We start from the raw sequence: 26,151 nt of genomic DNA, 5'->3' as shown, positions 1-26,151 counted from the left end.
AGGCCGAATCGCTAGACTGCTCCGACCTCGCTTTCGGAGAGCACGATGAACGACTCCCTCTTCATGACCCTTTTTTCCATCCTCGCCGTGTTGCTGCTGGGCGGCGGCATCTATGGCTGCATGATCCTCAATCGCCAGCGCAAGGACATCGAGAAGAACGACAGCGAAGGCTAGGCCGGGCGCCGACCTGCCAGATAGCGCACGCCCTCGGCACCGAAGCGCTCCGAATGCGGCTCGTGGGCGGCCAGGTGGAAGACCTCGCCAACGCCATAGTGGCGCTCGCCCGTGACCGTGCGGATGTGCAAGTCGCCCTGGACGACCAGCGCCTTGGCTTCGAAGGGATGAGCATGGGAGTCCAGGCGGCCGAGGGCCTCGCGCTCGACCAGTACCGGCGGCTGGAAGCCCTCGCGGGCGAGTTGCTCGATGAAGGTGATCTGGTCCAAGAGGGCTCCTGACGCTGAAGGGAGATGATCCTCGTCCAGGCTAAAGCGCCCACCTGCTTTTGACCCGTTCAAAATCGCTATGACGGGCCCTGGTACGAACTATGACCGGCCAGGGCCGCTGGCGCGTGGCAGCCCCGGCTGGCCCGAGGTTCCACGTGGAGCATCAGCGTTCCAGCTTGCGCTCGACCTCGGCGGTCTTGCGCCTGATCTCCTCGGCTTCCTGCTCCTTGGTCTTGATATCGGTGGGCGTGATGACCTTGTCGATGCCATCGGTCGGCGTCGATGCCGGCTGTTCCATGTCCTTTTTCACCACGTCCACCGGCCGTCCGGCTTCGTCGAGCGCGGGTTCGTTGGGTGGGGTCTTGCCCAGATGGGCATCGGAACGCTGGTCGCTCATGAAGGGCTCTCCTCGGTAGGGTCCTTCTTTCGAGCGCGACGACCGCTGCGGAGTTCGCCCGCCGCTCAATTGCGGATCCGCACCCGCTCCAGATAGGCCAGCAACTGCGCCTGCTCGGTGGCGTCCAGCGGCGCGAAGACCGCTTCCAGGGCCTGGGTGCGCGGCACCTGGGCCTGGTCCAGCGCCTGGCGGCCCTGACCCGTGAGATGGACCAGCAGCGCCCGGCGATCCTGGGGATGGGGCTCGCGCCGGACCAGGCCGTCGCGTTCCAGGGCATCGAAGGCATCGGTCAAGGTGCGCGGCGCATGGCGCAGCTGTTCGGCGACCTCGCCCGGACGGCAGGGGCCCAGGCGTTCCAGCACCTTGAGCACCTTGTAGCGGGCAAAGGAAAGTCCGGAGGCCTTGAGGGTCTCATCCAGTTGTTGGCGCATCTGCCGTTTCAGATCCATCAGGGCTTCGGCAATGGCGGCGGCGGTTGACATGAAAGCTGCTTACCTCGAATATAGTGAGGAACCTCAATGAATGGTACCTCCGCAATGGCGACATCTTTTCACAACCGCGAGGGCGATGCCAGTGCCCCTCACCTTTTCCAGCGCGTGCGCTTCGACCTCAAGCGTCGCTGGGCAACCGTCGTCCGCCGCGAAGAACTCGGTGGCGACCTGCTGCGCCTGACCTTTGGCGGCAGCGATCTGGCCGATTTCCAGAGCGCGGCCTTCGACGAGCACGTGAAGCTCTTCGTCCCCGCCGACACCACGCCGATTCGCGCCGCCAGCCCCGAACAGCTGGCGGGCCGTCACTACACGCCGCGCCTCTACGATGCCGCCCGTGGCGAACTGGCCATCGACTTCTACCTGCATGAAGCCGGGGTGCTGACCACCTGGGCGCGCCAGGCGCAGCCGGGTGCCGAGCTGATCATCGGTGGACCCAAGGGCGCTCTGGTGCCGCCCGAGGATTTCGACTGGTACCTGCTGGCCGGCGACGAGACCGCCCTGCCCGCCATCGCTCGCCGCCTGGAGCAGCTGGCAGCCGGCGTCCGGGTAGTAGTCGTTGCCGAAGTGGCCCGTCCGGGCCTGGAGATCGCCCTGCCGACGGCTGCGGCCGCCGAGATCCGCTGGGTCTATCGCGAGACCGCGGCCGAGGCCCTGGTGCAGGCCCTGGAACAGCTGGAGCTGCCGGCAGGCGAAGGCTACGCCTGGATCGCCGGCGAGGCCACGCAAGCCCGCGCCGCGCGCCAGGCGCTGTTGGCCAAGGGACTGCCACGAGACTGGGTCAAGGCGGCCGGCTACTGGAAGCTCGGCGAGAGCGACCAGCACGTGAAGGTCGAGGATTGAGCACCGCCACCGCCGTCACCGACGGCCTGCCCCTGCCCCGCCGCTATCGCGCCGTGGCCGCCCTGCTGCTGGCCATCAGCATGACGGTGCTGGACAGCGGCATCGCCAACCTGGCGCTGCCCAGCATCGCCGAGGCCCTGGACGTCTCGGCGGCGGCGGCGGTCTGGATCGTCAGCGCCTATCAGCTGAGTCTGGTGGCCCTGCTGTTTCCCCTGGCCGCGGTGGCCGAGCGTCACGGTCTGCGGCCGGTCTTCGCCGCCGGGGTCGGGATCTTCGGCCTGGCCTCCCTGGGCTGCGCCCTGGCGCCGGATCTCGCCAGCCTGGTGGCTGCGCGGGCGCTGCAGGGGGTGGGCGCCGCCGCCATCATGTGCGTCAGCGCCGGTATCGTCCGCCTCTCCTATCCGCGCGATCGCCTCGGGCGTGGCATCGCCATCAATGCCCTCTGCGTGGCTCTGGGGTCGGCCGCTGCACCCAGCCTGGGCGCCGCCATCCTGGCCCTGGGTGGCTGGCCCTGGCTGTTCGCCGTCAATGTGCCGGTGGCGGTGCTGATCGCGCTGCTGGTGCACAACCTGCCCGACAGCCCCCGTGCGCAGCGCCGCCTCGATCCCCTCAGCGTGCTGCTCAACGCCCTGCTGTTCTGCGCCGGCATCGGCGGTCTGGAGCGCCTCGGCGCCGCGCCGGCGCAGGGCGTGGGCCTGCTGCTGCTGGCCGCCGCCAGCCTAGTGCTGCTGGTGCGCCGCGAGCGCGGTCTGCCGGCGCCGCTGTTGCCGGTCGATCTGCTGGGGCTGCCGGCCATGCGCCACTCGGTGCTGGCCTCGGTCTGCTCCTTTGCCGCGCAGATGCTCTGCTTTCTCGCCCTGCCCTTCTATCTGCAGCACCAGCTTGGACTGGTGCCGTTGCAGGTGGCCCTGCTGATGCTGGCCTGGCCGCTCACCGTGGCCGTCTCGACGCAGGTGGCCGGGCACCTGGCCGACCGCCACCCGCCGCAGCGCCTGTGCATGCTCGGCGGCCTGGGCATCGCCCTGGGGCTGGCCGCGGCGGCGATCATGCCGCTGGAGCGCTCGACCGCCCTGCTGATTCCCTGCCTGATCGTGGGCGGCATCGGCTTCGGCTTCTTCCAGGTGCCCAACAACAGGATCATGCTGACCGCCGCCCCGGCCGGTCGCAATGGCGCCACCGGCGGTGTCCAGGCCACGGCGCGGCAGACCGGCATGGCCCTGGGCGCCGCGGCCCTGGCGCTGCTGCTGCATCTGGATGGCAGCCTGGCCCCGCGGCTGGGACTGGCTCTGGCGGCTGCTCTGGGTCTGGTCGCCGCCTGGTCCAACTGGCGGGCACCGCGCTAGGACTGGGGGCCTGTCTCCGGCCCGAGCAGCGCCCTGAGCGCCTGCTCGCGCTCGGCCGCCGGGCGCTCGCCCAGCAGCCGGACCCGATTAAAGAAGGCCGGCCAGTTGCCCGGGTGCTGCCGATAGAGGGCGGCAAAGGCCGGCACCCACTGTTCGTACAGGCCATAGGGCACCAGCCGCGCATTGTTCAGCGGCTGCTGCATCCAGCCATCGAAGCGGCGGTCGTCCCGCCAGGCCGGGGTGGCGCGCAGCCGCTGGTAATCGCTGCGCAACTGCGCGAAGCGGCGGGCCTTGGCCGCGCGCTTGGCCTCGGCCGCCAATGGCTGGGCATAGAGCCGGGCCAGGTCGGCGCGGGTGGTCAGCAGCAGGGCGCGGAATTGCTGGTAGCGGGCTTCGCGCCCCGCGTCCGGTGGCGGCAGCCCGCGACTGGCGCGCCATTGCCGCAGGCCTTCGCCCTCGACGAAGGTGGCATAGGACTCGTTGAAGGCGGTATCACCGGGCAGATAGAAGCGCTGGTGCGCCAGCTCGTGGAAGATCGTCGCCGCCACCTGATCGTCGTCCCAGCGCAGCATGCTGCTGAGCAGGGGATCGCTGAACCAGCCCAGCGTCGAATAGGCCGGCACGCCACCGACATAGGTGTCCTGGCCCTCGGCCTGCAGCCGCTGCGCCTCGGCCCGCGCCCGGGCTTCCTGGTAGTAGCCGCGATAGGCCACGCAACCGGCGATGGGAAAGCAGTGGGTGGTGGGCCGGGTGGAGAATTCGGCGGTGGCGAAGACGTTCCACAGCACGAAGGGCCGCCTGAGTTCGACGAAACTGCGATAGCTGGCGTTGTCGGGCAGGGCCAGCTCGGCACTGGCGAAGCGGCGGGCCGCCGCCGCGGCAGCCAGGCGTTTGCGCAGGACGGCGGGTCGCGCGGGATCTGCGACGACCGTCGCAATGGGCTCGCGATCACGGATCAGCGCCCATTGGCCCTGTACCATCTGACCGTAGTACCCGACCGAGGTACAACCGCTCAGTCCGATCACGAGGGACAGCAGCGCCAGCCAGCGGCTCGTGCGTTGCGCAGGCAGGGTGCCTGGCTGGGTGGCGCGCCCTTCCCTGCCCGGAGTTGTAGCCGTCATGCGTAGACTGTGCCTGCTGTTGCCTGTACTGTTCCTAGGTGGCTGTTCCCTGTGGCCGTTGCCCAAGCCGGATCCGGCGCAGGCCTGGATCGATCTGGACAGCGACGGCAAGGCCAAGCTGGAAGCCCTGCGCGCCGACCGCAAGGATCTCGAAGACAGGCGCTACTTCCAGGTCTGGCCGGGGAGCCACGATCTGCAGGTACGCTACCAGTTCGAGGTGCAGCCCACCAACATCGGCGCCCAGGTGGCCGATCCGCTGGCGCGCACCTGCCTGGTGACCCTCAACTACAAGGCCTTCGCCGCGGGCGAGCGCTATCGCCTGGAAGCCGGCCAGACCGGCTGGCGGCCCTGGGCGCGCCTCTATGACGAGCGCAACCAGGAAGTGGCGCGTAGCACTGCCAGTCGTTGCGGCGACGTGTAGACTCGGCTGATCTCCCTGTCGCGAGTCGCCGTCCATGCGTCTGCGCCTGCTGGTCCCCCTGCTGCTCGTGCTCGGCGGCTGCACCACGCCGCTGCCCCCCAAGGATCCCCACCAGGCGTGGGTCGATCTGGTGCTGCGCGAACCCGCGGTGGGCGCCTCGCTGCTGGCCGAGGCCCAGGACGGCAAGCGTCTCGACGATGGCCGCTACTTCCAGCTCACCCCCGGCAGCCACAGCCTCAAGGTGAGCTATCGCTACGAACTCTATGGCGGCGGTGGCTTCGGTTCGCGCTTCGGCTGGCGCGAACCGCTGCAGATCCAGTGCTATCTGGAACTGGACTATCCGGACTTCCAGGCCGGCAGGCGCTATCGCCTGGAGGCCGAGAACACCTTTGGCCAGGGCCAGATCACCCTCTACGACGGCCCGCGCGAACTGGTGAGCTCCGAGCGCGGCATCTGCTCGCCCTTCTGACCACGACTGGCAGAGCGGCCGGCACGGTCAGGCGAAGGGCTATTAGGCAGGCACGCTGAGCCAGTCGTCCTGGCTGCGATCCTTGGTGCGGACCGTCAGCGGGCGACCCTTCTGCTCGCGCAGCTGGCGACTCATGCGCAGGAAATCCTCGCGTTCCATCCAGCGCGGCGCGGGCTGGGCAAGGGACAGAGTTTGGCGAATCCGGGCGAACGGCGACATGGCATTACCCTCTTGGCTAAATACTGTATGCGCAAACAGTACTAAGCCAAGCGGAACTGTACAAGCATCCAGCGGATGAACGGTCTGTCTCCCGGTCCGGGGGTTCAGTCGTTGCGCTGGTAGAGGATCTTGTAGGTCCCGTTGGCGCAGCTGCCCACCACCATGTTGGGATCGCGCACCTCGGCGTTGGGGACGGCTTCGAGGGTATAGGCGGTCACCCCGGCCGACTGGATCTTGACCTCGATGTCGGCCTTGAGCTGATCGCAGGACAGGGGTTCGGCCAGCACGGCGGTGCTCAGCAGGGTGGTGCAGCAGAGAAGCGAGAGACGCAGCATGGCGATTTTCCTTGGCGTGATGACCTCTCAGGCTTGGACGCTCGAGCTGTGGCGATGTTCTCAGCGCCGCCCTTTGGTCAGCGAAGCGGTGGAACCTGGAACCCGAACGGTATTTCCGATGGTCATTCCGTTCAGCGAAGTGCTCCCATGTTCCAGTGGTTGAAAGACAATTCCCAGGTTCTCACGCTCTTTGCCCAGTGCTGCACCCTGGGCGTCTGGGTGCTCTATGCGCAGCTCCTGCTCAACAACTACAAGCGCCAGCGCCAGCCGCGGCTGATCATCAACCGCGGCGCCGGCAAGGGCGTGGGCGCCCTCTGCCTGCTGTCCAACATGAGCGCCGAGCCGGTGTTCATCAACCAGCTCACGGTGATCCTCAAGACCAATCGCGAGACGCTCTACACGGATGTCACCGACATCCGCGAGAGCGGCCAGGATGACGTCGATCCCGATCTGGTGCTGGGCCAGGCCACCCACCAGGGACCGCTCAACACCGGCGACTTCACCCACATCGGCACCTTCCAGGGCCTGATTCGCCGCGCCGCCGAGTACAACGGCCTGACCCTGGAAGACCACCGGCCGCCCGAGGGCTGGGTGTTCGAGGGCCTGGAGATCCGCGCGGTGGCCTTCTATGGCTCGGACCACGACCCCATCGGCGTGCGCCGGCGCTTTCGCCTGGGCCAGCACGACGGCCACTACTGCGCGCTGATCGCCGAGGACTGGCAGACCCAGCAGCTGACCACGCGCCGTCAGCGGCGCATGGTGCAGGACGAGTGGATGGTCGAGCTGGAGCCCAAGCCTCAGCCAAAGAACCAGTAGCAGATCAGGATCGAGGCCGTGACCCCGGTGAATTCCGCCAGCAGGGCGCAGCCCACCGCATGGCGGGCGCGCTGGATGCCCACCGCGCCGAAGTACACCGCCAGCACATAGAAGGTGGTTTCGGTACTGCCCTGGATGGTCGCCGCCACCAGCGCCGGAAAGCTGTCCACGCCATGGGTCTGCATGGTCTCGATCAGCAGGGCGCGGGCGGCGCTGCCGGAGAAGGGCTTGACCAGGGCGGTGGGCAGCGCCTCGACGAAGCGGGTGTCCCAGCCGAGGAAGGTCACCGCATGGCGGATGCCTTCGAGAACGGCCTCCAAGGCGCCGGAAGCGCGCAGCACCCCCACCGCGCACAGCATGGCCACCAGATAGGGCAACAGCGACTTGGCGACGTCGAAGCCTTCCTTGGCGCCTTCGACGAAGGCTTCGTAGACCGGCACCTTGCGCAGGGCGCCAAGGATCATGAACGCCAGGATGATGCCGAACAGGGTCAGGTTGCCGAGCAGCGAGGACAACCCGGCCAGCGCCGTGGCGGTCAGGGTGAAGAGAAAGGCGACGAAGGCGCCGAAGGCCAGGGCGCCGCCGCCGATCCAGGCCAGCACCACCGGATCCCACAACTTCAGCCGCTGCATGAAGGCCACCGAGAACAGCCCCACCAGGTTGGCGCAGGTGTGGGCCAGCAGGATCGGCAGGAACACCAGGGTCGGATCGGTGGCGCCCTGCTGGGCGCGGTACATGAACACCGTCACCGGCAACAGCGTCAGCGAAGAGGCATTGAGCACCAGGAAGAGGATCTGCGCATTGCTCGCCGTGGTGCTGCTGGGATTGAGCTCCTGCAGGGCGCGCATGGCCTTGAGGCCGATGGGCGTGGCGGCGTTGTCCAGACCCAAGCCGTTGGCGGCGAAGTTGAGGGTGATCAGCCCCAGCGCCGGATGACCGCGCGGCACCTCGGGCATCAGCCGAGCGAACAGCGGCCCGAGCAGCCGCGCCAGGGCGTCCACCAGCCCGGCCTTTTCGGCGATGCGCAGGATGCCGAGCCAGAGGGTCAGGGTGCCGAACAGGAGCACCATGACCTCCACCGACAGCTTGGCCATGGCGAACAGACTCTCCACCATGGCGGCGAAGACTCCGGCGTTGCCGGCGACCAGCCATTGGCCGAAGGCGCTGATCCCGGCAACGATGAAGAAGCCCAGCCACAACCCGTTGAGCATCGCGGTTCTCCCGGCAAAACGGCGATGATAACCGCAGCGTCCGCTCCCTGCAGGGACGCCGTTCAGTCTGTGGTCATCGCCGCCGGGTTATCCTCTGACCTTTCACGCAATCCGCTGGAGTCCGCCCATGCGTCTGTCCGTTCTCGCCCTGCCGCTGGTGCTCGCCGCCAGCCCGGTGTTCGCCTTCAACCTCAACGACGCCGTCAACGCCTACAACAGCGCCAACGGCAACAACAACGCCAAGGCCACCGCCGCCGCGGCGGCCACGCCCCAGGCCCAGGGCCTGCTGCAGGCGCTGACCAGCCAGCTCAACGTCACCCCGCAACAGGCGGTGGGCGGCACCGGCGCCCTGCTCGGCCTGGCCAAGAATCAGCTGGTGGGCAACGACTACCGCCAGCTGGCCAAGGCCGTGCCGGGACTGGACCAGCTGGCCGGCGCCAATGCCACCGGCGGCCTGGCACAACTGGGCGGCCTGGGCAGTCTGCTCGGCGGTGGTGGTCAGGACGCCAAGCAGAGTCCGCTGGGCAGCCTGCTGGGCAATGTCGACAGCCGCCAGGACGTCGACAAGACCTTCAACGCCCTGGGCATGAACAGCGGCATGACCAGCCAGTTCGCCCAGGTGATCCTGGGCTATCTCGGCAAGCAAGGTACCCAGCCCTCCCTGCTGAGCACCCTGGGCAATGTCTGGGGCCTGTGACGGCGCCCCGTGCTGGCGGACCCAGGCGGCGGCCGGCGCGGAGCCGGATCATGCCGAGGCGCCGTGCGGCTGGCTCTATGCCGACCGCGGCTCCCTCACCGAACGCCTGACCGCCCTCAGTGGCGGGCGCTTCGCCGTCGAGGTGATCGCCGAAGGCTGGCAAGCGCTGCGGCCGGACGAGTGCCAGGCGCTGGAGGTGCCGCCGGCCAGCCCTGGCTGGGTGCGCGAGGTCTGGCTGCGCGGTGCTGGCGAGGCCTGGGTCTTCGCCCGCAGCGTGGCGGCGCGCGAGGCCCTGGAAGCGGCGGATTTCGACCTGGCGGCGCTGGGCGAGCGCCCCCTCGGCCACTGGTTGTTCCAGGCGCCGGCCTTTGTCCGCGGACCACTGGAAGCCTGTCGCTATCCGCTGGCCTGGTTGCCCGCAGGAGCGGCCACCACGCCCTGCTGGGCCCGGCGCTCGGTGTTCCGGCGCGGTCCCCTGGCGATCCTGGTGGGCGAGGTCTTCCTGCCGGCCTTCTGGCCGCACGCGCGGCGCGAGGGCGGGTCGACTCATCACGACGGCAGCGGCGAAATCCCAGGGCCCCTATAATCGCCGGGCCCTTCGCCATGCAGCCGTCCGATGAAAAAGAACGCCTCCCGTCCCCGTGATCGCCGTCCCGCCGCGCCCCGCGGCCCCGAGCCCAGCGCCCGGGTGATCGCCTCGCGCCCCCGCCGCGAGCGCATCCGCGACTTCGTCCAGCTGACCCGGCTGGACCGCCCCATCGGCATCTATCTGCTGCTCTGGCCCACCCTCTGGGCGCTGTGGATCGCCGCCGAGGGCGTGCCGAGTCTGAAGAATCTGCTGATCTTCGTGCTCGGCGTGGTGCTGATGAGATCGGCCGGCTGCGTGATCAACGACTTCGCCGACCGCAATTTCGACGGCCACGTCGCCCGCACCAAGAACCGCCCCCTGGCCACCGGGCGCATCTCGCCCAAGGAAGCCCTGCTGTTCTTTGCCGTGCTGGTGCTGCTCAGCTTCGGCCTGGTGCTCTGCACCAATGCCACCACCGTCTGGCTGTCCTTTGGCGCCCTGGGCGTGGCGGCGCTCTATCCCTTCATGAAGAGATACACCTACTACCCCCAGGCGGTGCTCGGCGCGGCCTTTTCCTGGGGCATGCCCATGGCCTTCACCGCCGAGACCGGCGAGTTGCCGGCGGCGGCCTGGCTGCTGTTCGTCGCCAACGTGATCTGGACGGTGGGCTACGACACCTACTACGCCATGGCCGACCGCGAAGACGATCTCAAGATCGGGGTGAAATCCACCGCCATCCTGTTCGGCGACGCCGACCGGGTGATCATCGCCACCCTGCAGGGCCTGACCCTGTTCTGCCTGGCGCTAGCCGGCGGCCGTTTCGGCCTGGGCCTGCCCTTCTACCTGGGCCTGCTGGTGGCGGCCGGCTGCTTCGCCTGGGAATTCCACGTTACCCGCAACCGTGACCCGCTGGTGTGCTTCAAGGCCTTCTTGCACAACCACTGGGCGGGGCTGGCGATCCTCGTCGGCATCATCGCCGATTACGGACTGCGCTGAGCCGGAGCGCCCGCGGCGGCATCGGCCACCACCTCCGGCAGCGCCTCGGGTTGCGTCGCCGGCACCGCCCGGGCCTTCTTGGCCTTGGACGCCTTGCGGCTCTGCTGCCAGGCCACCGCCAGGCCGCTGGCGCAGATGATGAGGATGCCGATCAGCGCGCCGCTGTCCGGCACATGACCGAAGACGAAATAGCCGATGATGCCGGCGGTGACGATCTGGCCGTAGCTGAAGGGCGCCAGCAGCGCCGGTGGCGCATAGCGGAAGGCCTGGGTCAGCAGCAGGTGGCCGGACATGCCGAAGAGGCCGAGCAGGGCCAGCATGAAGCCGTGGGTCAGGGTCGGGATTTCCCAGAAGAAGGGCACCACGCTGCTCAGCACCAGGGTGTTGATGATGCCGGTGAGGAAGTTGCTGGTGGTGGGGCTGTCGATGCCGCTGAGCAGGCGGGTCAGCAGCTGGTAGAGACCGAAGCACACCGCCGAGCAGACCGGTAGCAGCACCGCCGGGGTGAACAGCTGGCCGCCCGGCCGCACGATGATCAGCACCCCGATGAAGCCGGCCAGCACCGCCGCCCACTGGCTGCGGGTCACGGTTTCCTTGAGCAGCGGCACCGACAGCGCCGTCACCATCAGCGGGGCGAGAAAGTTGACCGCCGTGGCCTCGGCCATCGGCAGATAGCGCAGCCCGGTGGTGAAGAACAGGCTGCAACCGATCAGGCACAGCGCCCTGAGCACCTGCAGGCCGGGTCGCTTGGTGCGGATCACCGCCAGTCCCGAGCGCGGGATGAAGATGCCCATCATCAGCAGGGTGTGGGAGAGGTAGCGGGCCCAGACCACCATGACCACCGGATAGAAGCCGGACAGGTACTTGGAGAGGGCATCGTGGGAGGCGAACAGCCAGACCGCGAGGCAGATCAGGGCGATGCCCTTGAGCGGCTGGTCGGCGAATCTCAGAGTGGGTCCTGCTTGGGCGCTCATTGGACTCCCGTGGCGCTAACGGCGGTCCCTGACCGCCTGCGTGATCCGGCCGTCCTGCACGGCGGTCCGTCGGCGTGGGCACCGACTCGGGACATGGACCTCGACGATGGCGGAGTGTGCCGTCGAGCACCCATCCTGTCGCCCTCAGGACCGCAATACCGGGCGATATTTCAATAGCTTACTAACTATGGCCCGGCGCGCGGCCCGGTCTCTTCCGAGCTTAGTCCAAGGGGCCCGTCGATCTCAATGCGCTTGGCCGACGACTTCGCTGACGGCCCGCACGAACGCCTCGTCCGCTTCCAGCGCCCCGGGAATCTGTTCGCGCAGATAGGCCACCCAGGTGCGGATCTTGGCATCCAGGTACTGCCGCGAGGCATAGAGCGCATAGGCATTGAGCCGTTGCAGGCGATAGGCCGGCAGCACCCGCACCAGGCTGCCGTCGCGCAGGCCGTCCACCGCCGAATAGAGCGGCAGCACGCCGATGCCCAGGCCCTGGCGCAGGGCCTCGGTCATGGCGTCGCCGACGTTGACCTGGAAGGGGGTCTCGCCGATGCGATAGGTCTCAGGGCCGTTGGGGCCCTCGAAGTGCCAGCGGTCGAAGGACACCACCGGACTGATGAATCTCAGGCAGGCGTGGTCGGCCAGCTCCGCCGGCGTCTGTGGCTGACCATGCTCCGCCAGGTAGGCGGGCGAGGCGCAGAGGATGCTGTAGGTGTGGCCGATCTGCTGGGAGACGAAGCCGGAATCGGGTAGCTCGGCCGCCACCACGATGGCCAGGTCGAAACCCTCTTCGAGCAGATCGGGAATGCGGTTGGCCATGGTCAGGTCGAAGCGCACCTCGGGGTGCAGGGCGCGATAGCCGGCGATGGCGCGGATCACATAGTGCTGACCGATGCCGGTCATGCTGTGCACCCGCAGCCGTCCTTCGGGGCGCGCCTGGGCGTGCCCGGCCTCGGCTTCGGCCTCCTCGACATAGGCGAGGATCTGCTCGCAGCGCGCCAGGTAGCGCTGGCCGGCCTCGGTCAGGGCGATGCGTCTCGTGGTCCGGTGCAGCAGGCGGGTGCGCAGATGGGTTTCCAGATGGGCCACCGCACGGGAGACGTGGGCCGTGGTGGTCTGCAGCGTCTGGGCCGCCCCAGTGAAGCTGCCGCTCTCCACCACGGCGACGAAAACGCGCATGTTGTGCAGGGTGTCCATGCCGCCTCGACAGTCGGGAAAAGCGTCATTCTCCATATTATTTCAGTATGTGAAACAAAGATTCGCCGGTTCGCGCGCTAATCGGCCACCCTGGAATTTTATAGAATCGTTAGCAGCCTAATGGTAACGTCTGCTGACCGCTCGGTTCGCGGGCATCTCCTACCGGCGTCCTCTTCAGTTCCAGCTCATCTCGCCTACCGCGCTGCGCCGTCTAACGCCAGACGCCGGTATGGCCTTGTTGCCAACGGACCCCCACGTGTCGCCTTTCTCTAGCAGAGCCTGGCCTGCGCTCACGGTGGTCGCCCTCGCGACCCTGCTGGCCGGCTGTATCGGTACCGGTCACAACGCGCCCCAGGCGCGGCGTCTCGACGATCAGGCGCTGGCCACCGACGCCGCCATCCAGGCCGCCGCCGGCCAGGCCGCCTGGCCCGCGCGCCAGTGGTGGCGCGCCTATGGCGATCCCCAGCTGGATGCCTGGATCGGCAGTGCCCTGGCCGACAACCCGCGTCTGGCCACGGCCGCCGCCCGGGTGCGCCGCGCCGAGTCCCTGGCCGGCCTGGCCGAATCCCGCGAATCCCTGCAGGTCGAGGCCAAGGGCGCCTTCAAGCGCTACAGCTGGCCCACCGACGGCTTCTATGGCCCGGGCGAGCTGGCCGATCGCACCACCTGGAACAACAATGCCGAACTGGGCCTGAGCTATGCCCTGGACTTCTGGGGCCGCGAGCGCGACGCCAGTGCCCAGGCCCTGGACCAGGCCCATCAGGCTGCCGCCGAGGTCCGCGCCGCCGAACTGGAGCTGACCGGCAACATCGTCCGCAGCTACATCGGCTTCGCCCTGCACCATGACCAGCGCGACATCCTCGCCGCCACCCTGGAGCAGCAGCGGCAACTGGCCGACCTGGCCCAGCGCCAGCTGGACGGTGGCCTCGGCACCCAGTTCGAGGTCAGCCAGGCGCGCGCCCTGCTGCCCGAGACCGAACGCCAGCTGGAAGCCCTGGACGAGACCCTGGCGCTGGATCGCAACCAGCTCGCCGCCCTGGCCGGCAAGGGCCCGGGTGCCGGCGCCCGCCTGCAGCGGCCGCGCCTGACCCTGGGCGCGGCGCCACGCCTGCCCAGCAGTCTGCCCCTGGAACTGGTCGGCAAGCGCCCCGACGTGGTGGCGCGGCGCTGGCAGATCGCCGCCGCGGCCAAGGGCGTGGACGTTGCCCGCGCCAGCTTCTATCCCAACATCGACCTGGTGGCCAACGTCGGCCAGTTCCTAACCCTGGGCCGCCTCAGCGAGATGCTGACCCACGCCAAGACCGGCTCCTTCATCGGCCCCGCGTTCTCCCTGCCGATCTATGACGGCGGCGCCCTGCGCAGTCGTCTCGGCGCGGAATCGGCGGCCTACGACATGGCCGTCAGCGCCTACAACCAGACCCTGGTGGACGCCCTCAAGGACATCTCCGATGCGCTGATCAAGGCCGACTCGGCGGCCAGGCAGGCCACCCTGGCCGACCAGGCCAGCCAGGAAGCCCAGCGCACCTACGACATCGCCCGCGAGGCCTTTCGCCGTGGCCTGACCGACTACCTGCACGTGCTCGATGCCCAGACCCGGTTGTTCGCCCAGCAGCGGGTCACCGCCCAGGTGCATGCCCTGCGCCTGGCCGCCCAGGCCGCTGCCCTGGTCGCCCTCGGCGGCGGCGCGGACCTCGAACGCGGCCCGGGCGACCACGACCTGGTGCCGGCGCGCGTGGCCGTCGAGCGAGCCCCCCGGTGAGTGCCAGCACCACCGCCGGCGCGCCGCTGCGCCAGGCCCTCGGCGCCTGGGCGCGCAGCGACGGCAGTCTCTGGCTCTACCAGGCCAAGATGCTGCTCGCCGCCAGCCTGACCCTCTGGCTGGCCATGCGCCTGCAATTGCCGCACCCCAGTTCGGCGGTGATCACCGTGTTCATCGTCATGCAGCCGCAGAGCGGCCAGGTCCTGGCCAAGAGCTTCTACCGGGTCATGGGGACCCTGCTGGGACTGGCGGTGATGCTGGTGCTGATCGCCCTGTTCGCCCAGGAACGGGTGCCCTTCTTGATCTTCCTGGCGCTGTGGATCGGCCTCTGCGTGGCCGGCTCGGCGCGCTACCGGGACTTTCGCAGCTATGCCTGCATGCTGGCCGGCTATACCGCCGCGCTGATCGGCATCCCTGCCGCGCTCAATGCCGACACCGCCTTCATGTCGGCGGTGATGCGGGTGCTGGCCATCACCCTGGGCGTGCTCTGCAGCGGCGCGGTGAGCGCGGCGGTCTTTCCGCAGACCAGCGCCGCGGCCATGCGCGCGACCCTCTATCGGCGCATGGGCGGCTTCGCCGGACTGGCCGCCGACGTCCTGCGCGGTCGGCTCGACCGGCCCACCCTGGAAGCCGCGGGCGTGCGCCTGGCCGCCGAAGCCGTGGGGCTGGAAAGCCTGCGCAGCGCCTCGGCCTTCGAAGACCCGCACATGCGCATGCGCAGCGGCCGCCTGGCCCGGCTGAACGCCGAATTCATGGGCCTGACCACCCGCCTGCATGCCCTCAGCCGCCTGCTGATGCGCCTGCGCGAACGCGACGCCCAACTGCCCCTGACGGCCCTCGAACGCCTCTGGGCGCCGCTGCTGGAACTGTTCGAGGAATGGCGCGGCCAGGCGCTCACCGACCGCGCGGCCCTGGCGGCGGCGGCGCGTCTGGAACAGCTGCACCAGGGGCTGCGGCCGCGCATTCGTGCCCTGCGCGCCGAGTTGCCGCCCTTGAGCGAAACCGACCGGCGCGACTTCGAGACCGCCGTGGAGCTGCTCTTTCGCTTCACCGGCGAATGGCACGGCTATCTGCAGACCCACGCTTCCCTGGCCGCGCCGCGGCACAGTCGCGAGCAGTGGAAGCCGCGCTTCGTGGCCAAGGCCAATGCCCTGGGCGCGGCGGTCACGGGTATCCGCAGCGCCTTTCTGGTGCTGGTGCTGGGCGCCTTCTGGATCGCCAGTGCCTATCCCAGCGGCGGCATGCTGGCGCTCAACGCCGCGGCCGTCTCGGCGCTGGCCTCGGCCTCGCCGGATCCCAAGCGCACCGCGCTGCAGATGGCCGTCGGCGCCAGTGGCGGCGTGGTGCTGGGCTTCTTCCTGACCTTCTTCGTCTTTCCCTGGATCACCGGCCTGCCGCTGCTGCTGCTGACCCTGGCGCCAGTGTTCATGCTCGGCACCTGGATCTCCCTGCGCCCGGGCTGGATGGGCTATGGCCTGGGTTGCCTGGTGTTCTTCTGCTTCACCTCGATTCCCGACAATCCGCCGGTCTACGACGCCTACGCCTTCATCAACAACGGTATCGCCGTGGTCCTGTCGATGGTGATCACCGCGGCGGTCTCGGCGGTGCTGCTGCCGCCCAACAGCCCCTGGCTGTGGCGCCGGCTGGAACGGGACCTACGCCAGCAGCTGGTGCGGGCAGTGAGCGCGCCGCTGCCACACCTGGCGCCGGCCTTCGAGGGCCAGACCCGCGACCTGCTCAACCAGGCCTATGGCGTCAGCGCCGGGCGCGGCGAGGCGCAGCGGCGCCTGATCGGCTGGGCTTTCGCGGTGCTGGAGATCGGCCATGCGGTGATCGAGTTGCGGCAGCTGCAGGCGCGCCTGCCGAACGCGCCACGCTATGCCGAGGGCAGCGCCTGGCGCCAGGCCATCCGGGTGCTCGGACGCGCCCTGGTGCGTCTCTTCCTCAAGCCCGGCGCGGAAAATCTGCGCCGGGCGCTGGCGGCGGTGGATGCGGCCCTGGCCGCCGTGACGGTCGTGACTGAACCGCCGGAACTGCCCTATGACGAGTCGCCGCTGCGCCAGGTGCAAAGCGATCTGCACTTCATCCGCAGCGCCCTGCTCGATCCCCAGGGGCCGCTGGCCCGCTATCTCGAGATCCCCCATGCCACGTGAAATCGCCTTCCACGGCCTCTACCTGCCCACCGTGACGGTGCTGTTCCTGGTCGCCGCCCTGCTCGCCTGGGCGCTGGACCGGGTGCTCGCCGCGGTCGGTCTCTATCACGTCGTCTGGCATCCGGCGCTGCTGCGCCTGGCCCTGTTCATCTGCCTCTACTGCGCCCTGGCGCTGTGCGTCTATCGCTAGGACTCCTGCCATGATCCTCAAGAAACTCTTCGGCGTGCTCTTTACCCTGCTGGTGGTCTGCCTGGCGCTGATCCTCGGTCGGCTGCTCTGGGTGCACTACATGAACGATCCCTGGACCCGCGACGGCCGAGTGCGCGCCGAGGTCATCACCATCGCGCCCGACGTAGCGGGCCTGGTCACCGAGATCGCCGTGCGCGACAACCAGTGGGTCAAAAAGGGCGACCTGCTGCTGCAGATCGATCCGGAACACTACGAGATCGCCGTGCATCAGGCCGAGGCCTCGGTCGCCGCGCGCAAGGCCACCCTGGCCATGCGTCAGCAGAACGCCCGCCGCCGCGCCGACATCGACAGCCTGGTGGTCTCTCGCGAGAACCGCGAGGACGCCAGCAGCGCGGCCCTGGCCGCCGAGGCCGATCTGCGTCAGGCCCAGGCCCAGCTGGAATCGGCGCGCCTCAACCTCAAGCGCACCCGGGTGCTGGCCCCCGTGGACGGCTACGTCACCAACCTCTCGGTGTTCAAGGGCGACTATGCCGCCGCGGGCGCGCCCAAGCTGGCCGTCATCGACGCCCATTCGTTCTGGGTCTATGGCTATTTCGAAGAGACCAAGCTGCCCCATGTGCGGGTCGGTGCAGCGGTGGAGATGCGCCTGATGAGCGGCCAGACGCTGCAGGGCCACGTGGAAAGCATCGCCCGCGGCATCTATGACCGGGACAACCCCCAGAGTCGTGAACTCACCGCCGATGTGAATCCCACCTTCAACTGGGTACGCCTGGCCCAGCGGGTGCCGGTGCGCATCGCCCTGGACCCGCTGCCCGAGGGCCTGCTGCTGGCGGCCGGCACCACCTGTACCGTGGTTCTGGAAGACGCTCGCGGCGAGCGTTCCTGGTGGGACGCCTTCTGGCAGGGTTGAGTCCTGCCGAACGTCCGACTTTTCCGCTCCCAAAACGACGACACCCCTGACGTCGGCGGGTTTCGCTAGAGACGAAACCGGTCGAATTCAGGGGTGTGGTCGTAACCAGCCCAGTCCGCCGCGAGTGCGAAAGTACTCCCTGTACTCTTGGAACCCTCCCCTACTGCAGAGCGTCCCGACCATGTGGCCATTGCGTCTCGGATCAGGAGACGACTTAGAGGTTGTCCATTGAATCGGCTTAAAGCTGCAATCCGATGACAGAGCCTCAGCAGCCGGTCATCACGACCGGCTGCTTGTGTTGCTCACAGACCAGCCGTCAGGGACGACGGCGACCCATGAAGAACGACACCACGAACAGCACCAGGAACAGCACGAACAGGATCTTGGCGATACTGGTGGCGGTACCGGCGATGCCACCGAAACCCAGGACGCCTGCGATGATCGCGATGATCAGGAAAGTGATAGCCCAGCTCAGCATGGTGTTTCTCCTATGTATTGCAAGTGCACTCAGCGGACGACAGCACCTGTCCAGCGAGCAGTGGTTTTATTAGCGAAATCCTGGGTATCCAGACTCGCCATCCGTGGTTCCACATCGGTCAGATCGAGATCCAGACCGTTGAGGTTGTGCGTCTGATTGAGCGCACGACCCATCATCAAAGCACTGAGCAACATCCCGAGTACGACCGCCGCTGCAACGAACAACACGATCATCAGCAGCATCCACATCATGGTCATGACCTCAGAATACCCAGCGGGTCTGCTTCACCAAACGGTCACCGTTGGACTGTGCCGGGATGGCTTTGAGTTCCCCACGGCCTTGACTTGCCAGCGGCTTGGCTGCGGGCACCATGGCCTGGGCAGCAATGCGGGTGGATGCGATGAGTGCCTGTTCGCGGCTGACCTCCTGGCCCTGGGGGGCGGCGACGGCGGCGCTGGCGAAGCAAGCGAAGAGCGCAGTACCTACCAAGTGCTTGCGAAGGGTCTGGCTGATCATCGGGTATCTCCTGCAATCCGTTGGCCCTGAGGCCGGCTTGCCAAGGAGATTGCAGACTGCGTGCCAGCTTTTCGAAAACTATTTTTGCCTTTTAAAACAACAACTTATGCTTTTAGGCAGAGACGCCTGCACTTACACCTTGCAAGGTGCAACGCCTGAACCATTGCGTTTTGCATGATGGCCAGGGGCTGATCTGGAGGCACCGGGCCAGTCCGCTCGACCGCGCGAAGGGGAAAGGGAGCCCGAAACCCTCCACTGCCCACCAAAAAATCCGCTTTTTGCCACTTTCTCGCCGGCGGGTTGCGATCTGCACGATGCCCGCGACGCCCTGCCCGGATTGCCCGATGGTCCAGCGGATTGCAACTTGCACGATGTATGATGGACTAACTGCCAGCCCTGTCCTTTAGCGCGTTTCGGCCCCTGCGGCCTGGAGTTCTCCCGTCATGGAACAAACCAGCGGTCGTATCCTGCTCGTGGATGACGAAGCCGCCATCCTGCGGACCTTTCGTTTCTGCCTGGAAGACGCCGGCTACAGCGTGGCCACGGCCAACAGCGCGGCCCAGGCCGAGGCCCTGCTGCTGCGCCAGGTCTACGACCTCTGCTTTCTTGACCTGCGCCTGGGCGCGGACAACGGTCTGGACGTGCTGCAGCAGATGCGCATCCAGGCGCCCTGGATGCGGGTGGTGATCGTCACCGCCCACTCGGCCATCGACACCGCGGTGGACGCCATGCAGGCCGGCGCCGCCGACTACCTGGTGAAGCCCTGCAGTCCCGATCAGCTGCGCATGGCGGCGGCCAAGCAGCTGGAGTTCCGCCAGCTCTCGGCGCGCCTGGAGGCCCTCGAGGGCGAGGTACGCAAGTCCAGCGCCGGTCTCGATTCGCGCAGCCCGGCGATGATGAGCATCCTGGAGACCGCCCGCCAGGTCGCCACCACCGATGCCAACGTGCTGATCCTCGGCGAGTCCGGTTCCGGCAAGGGCGAACTGGCCCGCGCCATCCACGCCTGGAGTCGGCGCGCCAAGAAGACCTTCGTCACCATCAACTGCCCGTCGCTGTCGGCCGATCTGATGGAAAGCGAGATGTTCGGCCATACCCGCGGCGCCTTCACCGGGGCCAGCGAGAGCACCCTCGGCCGGGTCAGCCAGGCCGACGGCGGCACCCTCTTCCTCGACGAGATCGGCGACTTCCCCCTGGCCCTGCAGCCCAAGCTCTTGCGCTTCATCCAGGACAAGGAATACGAGCGCGTCGGCGATCCGGTGACCCGTCGCGCCGACGTGCGCATCCTCGCCGCCACCAACCGCAACCTGGAACAGATGGTGGCGGAAAACGAATTCCGTGAAGACCTGCTCTATCGCCTCAACGTCATCGTGCTCAACCTGCCGCCGCTGCGCGAGCGCAAGGAAGACATCGTCGATCTGGCCGAGCGCTTTCTCGCCCGCTTCGTCAAGGACTACAACAGACCCGCCCATGGCTTCAGTGAGGCGGCCCTGGACGCCCTGCGCAATTATGGCTGGCCGGGCAACGTCCGCGAGCTGCGCAACGTCATCGAGCGGGCGAGCATCATCTGCGGCCAGGACCTGGTGGACGTCAACCACCTGGGCATGGGTGACAGCCCGGCCTCCAGCGGCGCCGCCAGCGCACCGCGGGTCGGCGAGGCGCTGAGTCTGGAAGCCCTGGAGCGCGCCCACATCGCCGCGGTGATGGCCACCAGCGAGACCCTCGACCAGGCCGCCAAGACCCTGGGCATCGACGCCTCCACGCTCTATCGAAAACGCAAGCAGTACGGGCTATGAAGCTGCCGATCAAGTTGCACACCCGCCTCTTTCTCAGCATCTCCGCCCTGATCGCCGTGGCCCTCATCGGGCTGCTAGTGGGCCTGGTCAGCGTCCTGCACCTGGCCCGCGAGCAGAGCGTCCAGACCCGCAGCAACCTGGACTTCATCAACCTGACGCTGAACATGCGCCAGGAGCTGAGCAACAGCCTGTTCCAGATGCTCGACGGGGCACCCAACCCCCAGTCGCTGGCCGCGGCCCAGAAGCGTTTCCAGGAGTACCTGCAACAGGTCGAAGGCCAGATGCGCAAGCCCGAGCAGCTGGCCATCCTGGAAGACGTCAAGCAGCGCTACCAGCGCTTTTCCGACTACCTGCGCGCGCCCCCGGCGGGCTATGGCGAGCTGCGCGCCGATCGCGGCTTCCAGCAAACCCTCAACGCGCTGCGCACGCGCATCTACGATCTGCAGCGCAGCTATGTGGTGACCCTGGAGCGCATGCAGGACGAGGCCCATGACCGGGCGGTGATCATCGCCCTGCTGCTGGCGCTGATCGGCGTGGCCATCCTGGTCACCGGGGTGGTCACCGCCAACGGCATCGCCCGGCGCTTCACCGGGCCCATCGACGGCCTGGCCAAGGCCGCCGAGCGCATCAGCCAGGGCAACTTCGACGTCCAGCTGCCCACCTCGCAGATCGCCGAGTTCACCCTGCTCAGCCGCCGCTTCGGCAACATGGCCCAGGCCCTGCACCGCCTCAGCCAGACCAATGTCGAGGCCCTGGTGGCCGGCCAGCGGCGCCTGCAGGCCGTGCTCGACAGTATCGACTACGGCCTGGTGATCCTCGATCCCCAGGGCAACATCGAGCACGCCAATCCGGTGGCCTGCCGCCAGCTGGGCTGGAACGAGAATCACCTGGGCGAATCCCTGATCGCCGCCCTGGAACGGCCGGAAATCGAGACCAGCGTACAACGGGTACTGGCCGGCGGCGCCCTGGACGCGGCGCCCGAAGACCTGGAGATCCGCGTCGATGATGAGGTGCGGCTGCTGGCCTGGAGTCTGACCCCGGTCAACCACGCCGACGGCCGCAGCGTGGGTGCGCTGATGGTGCTGCGCGATGTCACCGAGCAGCGCGCCTTCGATCGGGTGCGCAACGAATTCGTCCTGCGCGCCTCCCACGAATTGCGCACCCCGGTCACCGGCATGCACATGGCCTTCGGTCTGCTGCGCGAACGCCTCAAGGTGGCGCCGGAATCCCGCGAGGCCTTTCTGCTGCAGACGGTGGACGAGGAGACCCATCGCCTGGTGCAGTTGATCAACGACCTGCTGGACTATTCGCGCCACCAGAGCGGTCTGCAGCGTCCGGAAAAGCTGCCGAGCGAGATCGGCGACCTGCTGGAGGAAGCCCGCGCCCGCCACGCCGACGAGGCCCGCGAGCGCGATGTCGAGCTGGCCGTCGAGTTGCTGCACACGCCGCTGCCACGGGTCAGCCTGGATCCCAAGCAACTGGCCCGGGTGTTCGACAACCTGCTGAGCAATGCCCTGCGCCATACCCCGGCCGGCGGCCGTATCGTCATTCAGGCCATGCGCCAGAACGAACAGCTGCTGATGGCGGTGCAGGACAACGGCGAAGGCATCGCCTACGCCCAGCAGGGTCGGGTATTCGAGCCCTTCGTGCAGATCGGCAGCCAGAAGGGCGGCGCCGGCCTGGGCCTGGCCCTGTGCAAGGAAATCATCCGCCAGCACGGCGGCCGCATCGGCGTGGTCTCCCGTCCCGGTCAGGGGACGCAGATCTTCATGACTCTGCCGACCTGAGCCATCCCGGGCTGCTCTTACGGGCAGCACCGCGCTAGTCGACGCCGCTCCCGCCGGGACGAATGCAGCCAACCGCCTGCTCGGACAGCCCCCTCTCCCTCGGGGAGAGGGTTGGGGTGAGGGCAGCACTTCGTCACGATGCCCTAGTGGAAAAGGCTGCGCCGTTTTCCACGCTACGGGGGCCCCATAGGTTGGGTTGAGCGCAGCGAAGCCCAACGGTGCCCGGATCGGATCCCTGTTGTTGGGCTTCGACGATGGAGCCGTCTCAACCCAACCTACGGGCTAGCCCCCTCTTCCTTGGAGAGAGGGTTGGGGTGAGGGCGCCCCTCGCCACGGTGTCCCATTGGAAAAGGCTACGGGGCTGATCCCGCCAAATCGCGGCCATGCCGGTGCGCCGTAGCGACCGCTCCTACAGGAGCCGGACATCCTGTAGGAGCGGCCCATGGCCGCGATCAGCAAAATACCGGAATCCTACCGCAGCGTCCGCGCCAGCGCCTGGCGCCAGCCGGCATAGAGTTCCGGCACGGCGTTGGCGCGGGGTTCGTAGCGGCGACGGGGCCGTTCGAGATCGGCCAGGGCCGCGGCGTCCTGCCACCAGCCCAGGGCGTGGCCGGCCAGGTGGGCGGCGCCCAGGGCCGAGACCTCCGGCGACAGGCTGCAGATCACCGGGCGCTGCAGCAGGTCGGCCTGGAATTGCAGCAGCCATTCGTTGCGCGTGGCGCCGCCGTCCACCCAGAGTTCGTCCAAGGCCGTCGGGCTGTCCTGCTGCATGGCGTCGAAGACATCGCGGATCTGGTAGGCGATGGCCTCCAGCGCCGCACGCATCAGGTGCGCCCGGCCGCAATTCTCGCTGAGACCACAGAACAGCCCCCGCGCCTCGGCGCGCCAATGCGGCGCACCGAGCCCCCCGAGCGCCGGGACGAAGTAGACGCCGCCGTTGTCCGGCAGCGCCGCGGCTTCGGCGGCCAGGGCCTCCAGCTCTCCGGCGCCGCCCAGCAGGCGCGCCGTCCAGCCCACGGCGGCGCCGGTGTGGACGATGTTGCCTTCCAGGGCAAAGGTCGGCGTATCCCCCAGGCGCCAGGCCAGGGTGGTGGCCAGGCCATGGGCGGAAACCACCGGTTCGGCGATGGGCGTCATCAATGAGGAGCCGGTGCCCAGGGTGGCCTTGACCTTGCCCGGGACGAAACCGCCCTGGCCGAACAGCGCCGCATGGGAATCGCCGATCATCGCCAGGATCGGCAGACCGGCCGGCAGCGGACCCTGGGCGCGGGTCTCGCCGAAGCAGCCGGTACTAGGACGGATCTCTGGCAGGGCCGCCCGGGGAATGCCGAACAGACTCAGCAGCTGCGGATCCCAGTCACCGCCGCGCAGATCGAGCAACTGGGTACGGGCGGCGTTGGCCGCGTCGATGAGAAAGCTCGTGCCACCGCTGAGTTGCCAGAGCAGCCAGCTGTCCACGGTGCCCAGGCAGATCTCGCCAGCGGCGGCGCGGGCCGTGCCGTCGGGGATCTGGTCGAGCAGCCAGCGCCATTTGCCGGCGGAAAACATCGGGTCCAGCGCCAGGCCGCTGCGCTCGCGGATCAGCTCGCCGTGGCCGGCGGCGTGCAAGGCTTCGCACTGCGGCTGGGATCTCTTGCACTGCCAGCTCACCAGGGGGCCGAGCAACTGGCCGCTGCCGCGCTCCCAGGCCAGGGCGGATTCGCGCTGGTTGCTGATGGCGATGGCCGCCAGGGGGGCGTCCGTCTGGGCCAGGCAGTCGCCGATGGCGCCCTGCAGGGCCTGCCAGATGGCCAGGGGATCCTGCTCGGCATAGCCAGCTTGCGGATGCTGGACAGTGAGCGGCCGGGAACCGCGGGCCACGACCCGACCGGCGCGATCCATCAGGATCGCCTTGGCATTGGTGGTGCCCTCGTCGAGGGCGAGGATCAGCGGTTCGGCGGCCATGGCGGCTCCTTGTTCTTATCGGTTCACTACGCCAGAGCTCAGCGCAGGCGCTGCACCGCGGCGACGATGCCGGCGGCATCGATGCCGTGCTTGGCGCGGGTCGGCCCCCGGCCACCGGCGGCAGCATACTCGCCATCGGCGATGCCCAGGCGGATCAGCGGCACGCCCAGCGCGGCCTCGGCCATGACCTCGGCGACCAGGCTGCCCACCCCGCCGTTGGCGTTGTGCTCTTCCACCGTGACCACCCCACCGCGAGCGGCGCAGAGGGCTTCCAGCAAGGCCTCGCGCTGCAGCGGCCGGATCGAGGACAGGTTGATCACCTGGGCGCTGATGCCCTGCTCGGCCAGCAACCGCGCGGCGTCCACCGCCTCGTGGACCACCGAACCCAGGGCCACCAGGCTGACGTCGTGACCCTGGCGCAGCACATCGACCTGACCGGGGACGAAGCGATAGTCGGGCCCGTGCAGATCGGGCAGCGCCTTGCCGTCCAGGCGGATATAGACCGGACCGTCATGGGCCAGGGCATGCTCGACGATCTGCCGACATTCGCTGCCATCGGCCGGGGCATAGATTTCCACGTTGCCGAAGCCGCGCATCACGGCGATGTCGTCGAGGCTGTGGTGGGTGCTGGCCAGGGGACCGTAGCTGGCCCCGGCGTTGAGGCCGAACATCTTGACGTTGGACCTGTTGTAGCAGACGTCCACCTTGACCTGTTCGTTGGCGCGGGAGATCAGGAAGGGCGCGGCGTTGCAGGTCACCGCCACCTTGCCGGCCAGGCCCAGGCCGGCGGCCACCCCGACCAGCGTCTGTTCGGCGATGCCGACATTGACCAGGCGCTCCGGGAAGCGTTTGACGAAGGGGCCGATCTTGGCCGTGGAGGTGGAATCGCTCACCACCGGCACCAGGTCGACGCCGGCGTCCACCGCGGCGATGAAGGCCTCGACCATGACGCTGGCGAGATGGGCTTCGCCCGGGGTCTGGGTATCAGTGGCCATGGTCGAGCTCCTCCAGAGCAGCGGCGATCTCGTCGCCCTTGGGCACCCGGTGGTGCCATTCGGGTTTGCCTTCGATGAAGGAAACCCCCTTGCCTTTGACGGTATTGGCGATCAGCACCTGGGGCTGGCCGCGGTGTTCGCGCAGGGCTTCCAGGGTCTCCACCAGCTGGGCCACGTCGTTGCCGTCGCACTCGACCACATGGAAGCCGAAGGCGCGCCACTTCTCGGCCAGGGGCTCCAGCGGCAGGATCTCGGCGGTGGGGCCGGCCAGTTGCAGGCGGTTGTGGTCGACGATCACCGTGAGGTTGTCCAGCCGGTACTTGGCGGCGGTCAGCGCCGACTCCCAGTTGGAGCCCTCGCCCAGTTCGCCGTCACCGGTCAGCACATAGACGCGGCGCGGACTGCCATCGCGTTGCGCGGCCAGGGCGATCCCGGTGGCCACGGGCAGGCCGTGGCCAAGGGCGCCGGTGTTGAGTTCGATGCCGGGGGTCTTCTGCCGCACCGGATGGCCCGGCAGGTGGGAGTCGAAGTGCTGGTAGGTGTCGAGCCATTCCGGCGGAAAGTAGCCGGCTTCGGCCAGGCAGCAGTAGAGGCCGCCGACGCCGTGGCCCTTGCTTTGGATGTAGATGTCGCGCTGGGGATCGGCGAGGCGTTCCGGGGCGACGTCGAGCAGGCGGAAGTAGAGGGTGGCGAGGATGTCGGTCTCCGACAGATCCGCCCCGGTGTGGCCGCCGGCAGGCGAAGCGGCGTTGAGCTGGATGACGCGCCGGCGGATCAGCCGGGCCTTTTCGCGAATCTGCGCGACGTCGTACTGGAACGGATTCATCAGGCGACCCCCTCGGGTATCCGAAGCTGCAGTGGAGCAGACGCCTGCCGAGGTTTCAGTGGGCGTCTTATGAATATTTATTCGTCACTGAAAATATATTTATCATTTAGACCTCAATCCGGAAGGCCGTCAATAGCCATGAAGGGCCGTCGGCGACCGGGTGAGCGGATAGAATGCGCGGCAGGATGCGGGATTGCCGAGGCCATCGCGTTCGGCATGCGGCGATGAAAAGGCGCTTGACTTCCATCCGGAACAGGCGGAG

30 protein-coding genes are annotated in these 26,151 nt (G+C 68.1%); 15 read left to right on the top strand and 15 right to left on the bottom strand.

Features of this window, described 5'->3' with window-relative positions; genetic code table 11:
- The first annotated feature begins 45 nt into the window (after positions 1-45).
- Positions 46-174, top strand: coding sequence for a hypothetical protein (locus tag POR01S_RS23990; protein WP_255211810.1), 129 nt, complete (start codon positions 46-48; stop codon positions 172-174).
- On the opposite strand, the gene POR01S_RS08225 is transcribed toward POR01S_RS23990, so the two are convergent.
- The 3 genes from POR01S_RS08225 to POR01S_RS08215 all read right to left on the bottom strand — a co-directional run bounded on the left by POR01S_RS08225 (position 171) and on the right by POR01S_RS08215 (position 1,322).
- Positions 171-443 carry a cupin domain-containing protein gene (locus tag POR01S_RS08225; RefSeq protein ID WP_042135085.1) on the bottom strand — a complete coding sequence of 91 codons (273 nt, stop codon included), beginning with the start codon at positions 441-443 and terminating at the stop codon, positions 171-173. The genes POR01S_RS23990 and POR01S_RS08225 overlap by 4 nt on opposite strands.
- 163 nt (positions 444-606) lie before the next feature.
- Positions 607-840, bottom strand: a complete 234-nt coding sequence (locus POR01S_RS08220; RefSeq protein WP_042135083.1) for a hypothetical protein — start codon at positions 838-840, stop codon at positions 607-609.
- Positions 841-905: 65 nt separating this feature from the next.
- Positions 906-1,322: a MarR family winged helix-turn-helix transcriptional regulator gene (locus POR01S_RS08215; RefSeq protein WP_042135082.1), complete on the bottom strand. Its 417-nt coding sequence runs from the start codon at positions 1,320-1,322 to the stop codon at positions 906-908.
- A gap of 54 nt (positions 1,323-1,376) precedes the next feature.
- Between POR01S_RS08215 and POR01S_RS08210 the strand changes: the two genes are divergently transcribed.
- Both POR01S_RS08210 and POR01S_RS08205 read left to right on the top strand, forming a co-directional pair.
- Entirely contained in the window at positions 1,377-2,171 is a 795-nt protein-coding gene (locus POR01S_RS08210) for a siderophore-interacting protein (protein ID WP_042135440.1), read from the top strand.
- Positions 2,168-3,514, top strand: coding sequence for an MFS transporter (locus tag POR01S_RS08205; protein WP_042135080.1), 1,347 nt, complete (start codon positions 2,168-2,170; stop codon positions 3,512-3,514). The genes POR01S_RS08210 and POR01S_RS08205 overlap by 4 nt, the downstream gene beginning before the upstream one ends.
- Here POR01S_RS08205 and POR01S_RS08200 read toward each other — a convergent pair.
- Positions 3,511-4,635 (bottom strand): aminopeptidase, encoded by a 1,125-nt coding sequence (locus POR01S_RS08200; RefSeq protein ID WP_081875186.1) that lies wholly within the window; start codon positions 4,633-4,635, stop codon positions 3,511-3,513. The genes POR01S_RS08205 and POR01S_RS08200 overlap by 4 nt on opposite strands.
- Between POR01S_RS08200 and POR01S_RS08195 the strand changes: the two genes are divergently transcribed.
- Positions 4,634-5,056: a PA0061/PA0062 family lipoprotein gene (locus tag POR01S_RS08195; protein WP_007160221.1), complete on the top strand. Its 423-nt coding sequence runs from the start codon at positions 4,634-4,636 to the stop codon at positions 5,054-5,056. The genes POR01S_RS08200 and POR01S_RS08195 overlap by 2 nt on opposite strands.
- A 34-nt stretch (positions 5,057-5,090) precedes the next feature.
- The gene (locus POR01S_RS08190; RefSeq protein WP_042135076.1) at positions 5,091-5,525 is read left to right on the top strand and encodes a PA0061/PA0062 family lipoprotein; all 435 of its coding nucleotides are present in this window, start codon (positions 5,091-5,093) and stop codon (positions 5,523-5,525) included.
- Positions 5,526-5,567: 42 nt separating this feature from the next.
- Here POR01S_RS08190 and POR01S_RS23810 read toward each other — a convergent pair whose 3' ends face one another.
- Together POR01S_RS23810 and POR01S_RS08185 are read right to left on the bottom strand one after the other, a co-directional pair.
- Complete coding sequence (locus POR01S_RS23810; RefSeq protein ID WP_169742415.1) at positions 5,568-5,744, bottom strand: hypothetical protein; 177 nt, start codon at positions 5,742-5,744, stop codon at positions 5,568-5,570.
- 104 nt (positions 5,745-5,848) lie between these two features.
- The gene (locus POR01S_RS08185) at positions 5,849-6,079 is read right to left on the bottom strand and encodes a DUF1161 domain-containing protein (protein WP_027597286.1); all 231 of its coding nucleotides are present in this window, start codon (positions 6,077-6,079) and stop codon (positions 5,849-5,851) included.
- Between the two features lie 147 nt (positions 6,080-6,226).
- Here POR01S_RS08185 and POR01S_RS08180 point away from each other — a divergent pair, with 147 nt between their 5' ends.
- A complete protein-coding gene (locus POR01S_RS08180; RefSeq protein WP_042135074.1) occupies positions 6,227-6,895 on the top strand; it encodes a hypothetical protein in 669 nt (222 codons plus the stop codon).
- On the opposite strand, the gene POR01S_RS08175 is transcribed toward POR01S_RS08180, so the two are convergent.
- Positions 6,877-8,106 (bottom strand): nucleoside recognition domain-containing protein, encoded by a 1,230-nt coding sequence (locus tag POR01S_RS08175; protein WP_007160216.1) that lies wholly within the window; start codon positions 8,104-8,106, stop codon positions 6,877-6,879. The two genes, POR01S_RS08180 and POR01S_RS08175, sit on opposite strands and share 19 nt — an antisense overlap.
- A 127-nt stretch (positions 8,107-8,233) precedes the next feature.
- Here POR01S_RS08175 and POR01S_RS08170 point away from each other — a divergent pair, with 127 nt between their 5' ends.
- From POR01S_RS08170 to ubiA, 3 genes are read left to right on the top strand one after another with little or no spacing between them, the layout of a single operon-like run.
- Complete coding sequence (locus POR01S_RS08170) at positions 8,234-8,803, top strand: DUF2780 domain-containing protein (protein ID WP_027597285.1); 570 nt, start codon at positions 8,234-8,236, stop codon at positions 8,801-8,803.
- Positions 8,787-9,389, top strand: coding sequence for a chorismate--pyruvate lyase family protein (locus tag POR01S_RS08165; RefSeq protein WP_042135071.1), 603 nt, complete (start codon positions 8,787-8,789; stop codon positions 9,387-9,389). Before POR01S_RS08170 ends, POR01S_RS08165 begins: the two co-directional genes overlap by 17 nt.
- A 30-nt stretch (positions 9,390-9,419) precedes the next feature.
- Positions 9,420-10,367, top strand: coding sequence for a 4-hydroxybenzoate octaprenyltransferase (ubiA, locus tag POR01S_RS08160; RefSeq protein ID WP_042135069.1), 948 nt, complete (start codon positions 9,420-9,422; stop codon positions 10,365-10,367).
- Here the strand turns inward: ubiA and POR01S_RS08155 are convergent.
- Together POR01S_RS08155 and POR01S_RS08150 are read right to left on the bottom strand one after the other, a co-directional pair.
- Positions 10,352-11,341 carry a DMT family transporter gene (locus POR01S_RS08155; RefSeq protein WP_027600554.1) on the bottom strand — a complete coding sequence of 330 codons (990 nt, stop codon included), beginning with the start codon at positions 11,339-11,341 and terminating at the stop codon, positions 10,352-10,354. The two genes, ubiA and POR01S_RS08155, sit on opposite strands and share 16 nt — an antisense overlap.
- Before the next feature lie 243 nt (positions 11,342-11,584).
- Positions 11,585-12,538, bottom strand: coding sequence for a LysR family transcriptional regulator (locus tag POR01S_RS08150; RefSeq protein ID WP_027597281.1), 954 nt, complete (start codon positions 12,536-12,538; stop codon positions 11,585-11,587).
- Between the two features lie 256 nt (positions 12,539-12,794).
- Between POR01S_RS08150 and POR01S_RS08145 the strand changes: the two genes are divergently transcribed.
- From POR01S_RS08145 to POR01S_RS08130, 4 genes are read left to right on the top strand one after another with little or no spacing between them, the layout of a single operon-like run.
- The gene (locus POR01S_RS08145) at positions 12,795-14,297 is read left to right on the top strand and encodes an efflux transporter outer membrane subunit (RefSeq protein WP_255211809.1); all 1,503 of its coding nucleotides are present in this window, start codon (positions 12,795-12,797) and stop codon (positions 14,295-14,297) included.
- Positions 14,294-16,450 carry an FUSC family protein gene (locus POR01S_RS08140; protein ID WP_042135064.1) on the top strand — a complete coding sequence of 719 codons (2,157 nt, stop codon included), beginning with the start codon at positions 14,294-14,296 and terminating at the stop codon, positions 16,448-16,450. Before POR01S_RS08145 ends, POR01S_RS08140 begins: the two co-directional genes overlap by 4 nt.
- On the top strand, positions 16,440-16,640 hold the full coding sequence (locus POR01S_RS08135; protein WP_007160208.1) for a DUF1656 domain-containing protein: 201 nt from the start codon (positions 16,440-16,442) through the stop codon (positions 16,638-16,640). The genes POR01S_RS08140 and POR01S_RS08135 overlap by 11 nt, the downstream gene beginning before the upstream one ends.
- 10 nt (positions 16,641-16,650) lie before the next feature.
- Positions 16,651-17,550 (top strand): efflux RND transporter periplasmic adaptor subunit, encoded by a 900-nt coding sequence (locus POR01S_RS08130; RefSeq protein WP_042135062.1) that lies wholly within the window; start codon positions 16,651-16,653, stop codon positions 17,548-17,550.
- 316 nt (positions 17,551-17,866) lie between these two features.
- Here the strand turns inward: POR01S_RS08130 and POR01S_RS23370 are convergent, their stop codons facing one another.
- From POR01S_RS23370 to POR01S_RS08115, 3 genes are read right to left on the bottom strand one after another with little or no spacing between them, the layout of a single operon-like run.
- A complete protein-coding gene (locus POR01S_RS23370; protein ID WP_007160206.1) occupies positions 17,867-18,028 on the bottom strand; it encodes a DUF1328 domain-containing protein in 162 nt (53 codons plus the stop codon).
- A 29-nt stretch (positions 18,029-18,057) separates the two neighbouring features.
- Positions 18,058-18,279 carry a hypothetical protein gene (locus POR01S_RS08120; protein ID WP_169742414.1) on the bottom strand — a complete coding sequence of 74 codons (222 nt, stop codon included), beginning with the start codon at positions 18,277-18,279 and terminating at the stop codon, positions 18,058-18,060.
- 10 nt (positions 18,280-18,289) lie between these two features.
- Positions 18,290-18,544: a hypothetical protein gene (locus POR01S_RS08115; protein ID WP_042135060.1), complete on the bottom strand. Its 255-nt coding sequence runs from the start codon at positions 18,542-18,544 to the stop codon at positions 18,290-18,292.
- A 443-nt stretch (positions 18,545-18,987) separates the two neighbouring features.
- On the opposite strand from POR01S_RS08115, the gene algB reads away from it, so the two are divergent.
- Complete coding sequence (gene algB, locus POR01S_RS08110) at positions 18,988-20,337, top strand: sigma-54-dependent response regulator transcription factor AlgB (protein WP_042135059.1); 1,350 nt, start codon at positions 18,988-18,990, stop codon at positions 20,335-20,337.
- Positions 20,334-22,124, top strand: a complete 1,791-nt coding sequence (locus tag POR01S_RS08105; RefSeq protein WP_042135058.1) for an ATP-binding protein — start codon at positions 20,334-20,336, stop codon at positions 22,122-22,124. The genes algB and POR01S_RS08105 overlap by 4 nt, the downstream gene beginning before the upstream one ends.
- A gap of 471 nt (positions 22,125-22,595) precedes the next feature.
- Here the strand turns inward: POR01S_RS08105 and POR01S_RS08100 are convergent, their stop codons facing one another.
- Genes POR01S_RS08100 through POR01S_RS08090 form a run of 3 tightly spaced genes read right to left on the bottom strand, consistent with a single transcriptional unit; the run spans position 22,596 to position 25,889 of the window.
- Positions 22,596-24,068, bottom strand: a complete 1,473-nt coding sequence (locus tag POR01S_RS08100) for an FGGY family carbohydrate kinase (RefSeq protein WP_042135056.1) — start codon at positions 24,066-24,068, stop codon at positions 22,596-22,598.
- Between the two features lie 38 nt (positions 24,069-24,106).
- Positions 24,107-25,063 (bottom strand): transketolase family protein, encoded by a 957-nt coding sequence (locus POR01S_RS08095; RefSeq protein WP_042135055.1) that lies wholly within the window; start codon positions 25,061-25,063, stop codon positions 24,107-24,109.
- Positions 25,053-25,889, bottom strand: a complete 837-nt coding sequence (locus POR01S_RS08090; protein WP_042135053.1) for a transketolase — start codon at positions 25,887-25,889, stop codon at positions 25,053-25,055. Before POR01S_RS08090 ends, POR01S_RS08095 begins: the two co-directional genes overlap by 11 nt.
- Positions 25,890-26,151 lie beyond the last annotated feature (262 nt).

The organism is Pseudomonas oryzihabitans NBRC 102199 (assembly GCF_000730625.1).
Lineage (GTDB): Bacteria > Pseudomonadota > Gammaproteobacteria > Pseudomonadales > Pseudomonadaceae > Chryseomonas > Chryseomonas oryzihabitans.
The sequence above is the reverse complement of the archived record's forward strand: the minus strand, read 5'-3'. Positions and strand labels throughout refer to the sequence as shown.

What these genes read in the sequence shown, in the direction of transcription:
- POR01S_RS08185 (WP_027597286.1), bottom strand. Translation starts at nt 6,079, where the DNA reads ATGCTGCGTCTCTCGCTTCTCTGCTGCACCACCCTGCTGAGCACCGCC.
- POR01S_RS08155 (WP_027600554.1), bottom strand. Translation starts at nt 11,341, where the DNA reads ATGAGCGCCCAAGCAGGACCCACTCTGAGATTCGCCGACCAGCCGCTC.
- POR01S_RS23990 (WP_255211810.1), top strand. Translation starts at nt 46, where the DNA reads ATGAACGACTCCCTCTTCATGACCCTTTTTTCCATCCTCGCCGTGTTG.
- POR01S_RS08090 (WP_042135053.1), bottom strand. Translation starts at nt 25,889, where the DNA reads ATGAATCCGTTCCAGTACGACGTCGCGCAGATTCGCGAAAAGGCCCGG.
- POR01S_RS08215 (WP_042135082.1), bottom strand. Translation starts at nt 1,322, where the DNA reads ATGTCAACCGCCGCCGCCATTGCCGAAGCCCTGATGGATCTGAAACGG.
- ubiA (WP_042135069.1), top strand. Translation starts at nt 9,420, where the DNA reads ATGAAAAAGAACGCCTCCCGTCCCCGTGATCGCCGTCCCGCCGCGCCC.
- POR01S_RS08175 (WP_007160216.1), bottom strand. Translation starts at nt 8,106, where the DNA reads ATGCTCAACGGGTTGTGGCTGGGCTTCTTCATCGTTGCCGGGATCAGC.
- POR01S_RS08095 (WP_042135055.1), bottom strand. Translation starts at nt 25,063, where the DNA reads ATGGCCACTGATACCCAGACCCCGGGCGAAGCCCATCTCGCCAGCGTC.
- POR01S_RS08130 (WP_042135062.1), top strand. Translation starts at nt 16,651, where the DNA reads ATGATCCTCAAGAAACTCTTCGGCGTGCTCTTTACCCTGCTGGTGGTC.
- POR01S_RS08220 (WP_042135083.1), bottom strand. Translation starts at nt 840, where the DNA reads ATGAGCGACCAGCGTTCCGATGCCCATCTGGGCAAGACCCCACCCAAC.
- POR01S_RS08105 (WP_042135058.1), top strand. Translation starts at nt 20,334, where the DNA reads ATGAAGCTGCCGATCAAGTTGCACACCCGCCTCTTTCTCAGCATCTCC.
- algB (WP_042135059.1), top strand. Translation starts at nt 18,988, where the DNA reads ATGGAACAAACCAGCGGTCGTATCCTGCTCGTGGATGACGAAGCCGCC.
- POR01S_RS08135 (WP_007160208.1), top strand. Translation starts at nt 16,440, where the DNA reads ATGCCACGTGAAATCGCCTTCCACGGCCTCTACCTGCCCACCGTGACG.
- POR01S_RS08195 (WP_007160221.1), top strand. Translation starts at nt 4,634, where the DNA reads ATGCGTAGACTGTGCCTGCTGTTGCCTGTACTGTTCCTAGGTGGCTGT.
- POR01S_RS08120 (WP_169742414.1), bottom strand. Translation starts at nt 18,279, where the DNA reads ATGATGTGGATGCTGCTGATGATCGTGTTGTTCGTTGCAGCGGCGGTC.
- POR01S_RS08200 (WP_081875186.1), bottom strand. Translation starts at nt 4,635, where the DNA reads ATGACGGCTACAACTCCGGGCAGGGAAGGGCGCGCCACCCAGCCAGGC.
- POR01S_RS08210 (WP_042135440.1), top strand. Translation starts at nt 1,377, where the DNA reads ATGGCGACATCTTTTCACAACCGCGAGGGCGATGCCAGTGCCCCTCAC.
- POR01S_RS08190 (WP_042135076.1), top strand. Translation starts at nt 5,091, where the DNA reads ATGCGTCTGCGCCTGCTGGTCCCCCTGCTGCTCGTGCTCGGCGGCTGC.
- POR01S_RS23810 (WP_169742415.1), bottom strand. Translation starts at nt 5,744, where the DNA reads ATGTCGCCGTTCGCCCGGATTCGCCAAACTCTGTCCCTTGCCCAGCCC.
- POR01S_RS23370 (WP_007160206.1), bottom strand. Translation starts at nt 18,028, where the DNA reads ATGCTGAGCTGGGCTATCACTTTCCTGATCATCGCGATCATCGCAGGC.
- POR01S_RS08150 (WP_027597281.1), bottom strand. Translation starts at nt 12,538, where the DNA reads ATGGACACCCTGCACAACATGCGCGTTTTCGTCGCCGTGGTGGAGAGC.
- POR01S_RS08100 (WP_042135056.1), bottom strand. Translation starts at nt 24,068, where the DNA reads ATGGCCGCCGAACCGCTGATCCTCGCCCTCGACGAGGGCACCACCAAT.
- POR01S_RS08115 (WP_042135060.1), bottom strand. Translation starts at nt 18,544, where the DNA reads ATGATCAGCCAGACCCTTCGCAAGCACTTGGTAGGTACTGCGCTCTTC.
- POR01S_RS08170 (WP_027597285.1), top strand. Translation starts at nt 8,234, where the DNA reads ATGCGTCTGTCCGTTCTCGCCCTGCCGCTGGTGCTCGCCGCCAGCCCG.
- POR01S_RS08180 (WP_042135074.1), top strand. Translation starts at nt 6,227, where the DNA reads ATGTTCCAGTGGTTGAAAGACAATTCCCAGGTTCTCACGCTCTTTGCC.
- POR01S_RS08165 (WP_042135071.1), top strand. Translation starts at nt 8,787, where the DNA reads ATGTCTGGGGCCTGTGACGGCGCCCCGTGCTGGCGGACCCAGGCGGCG.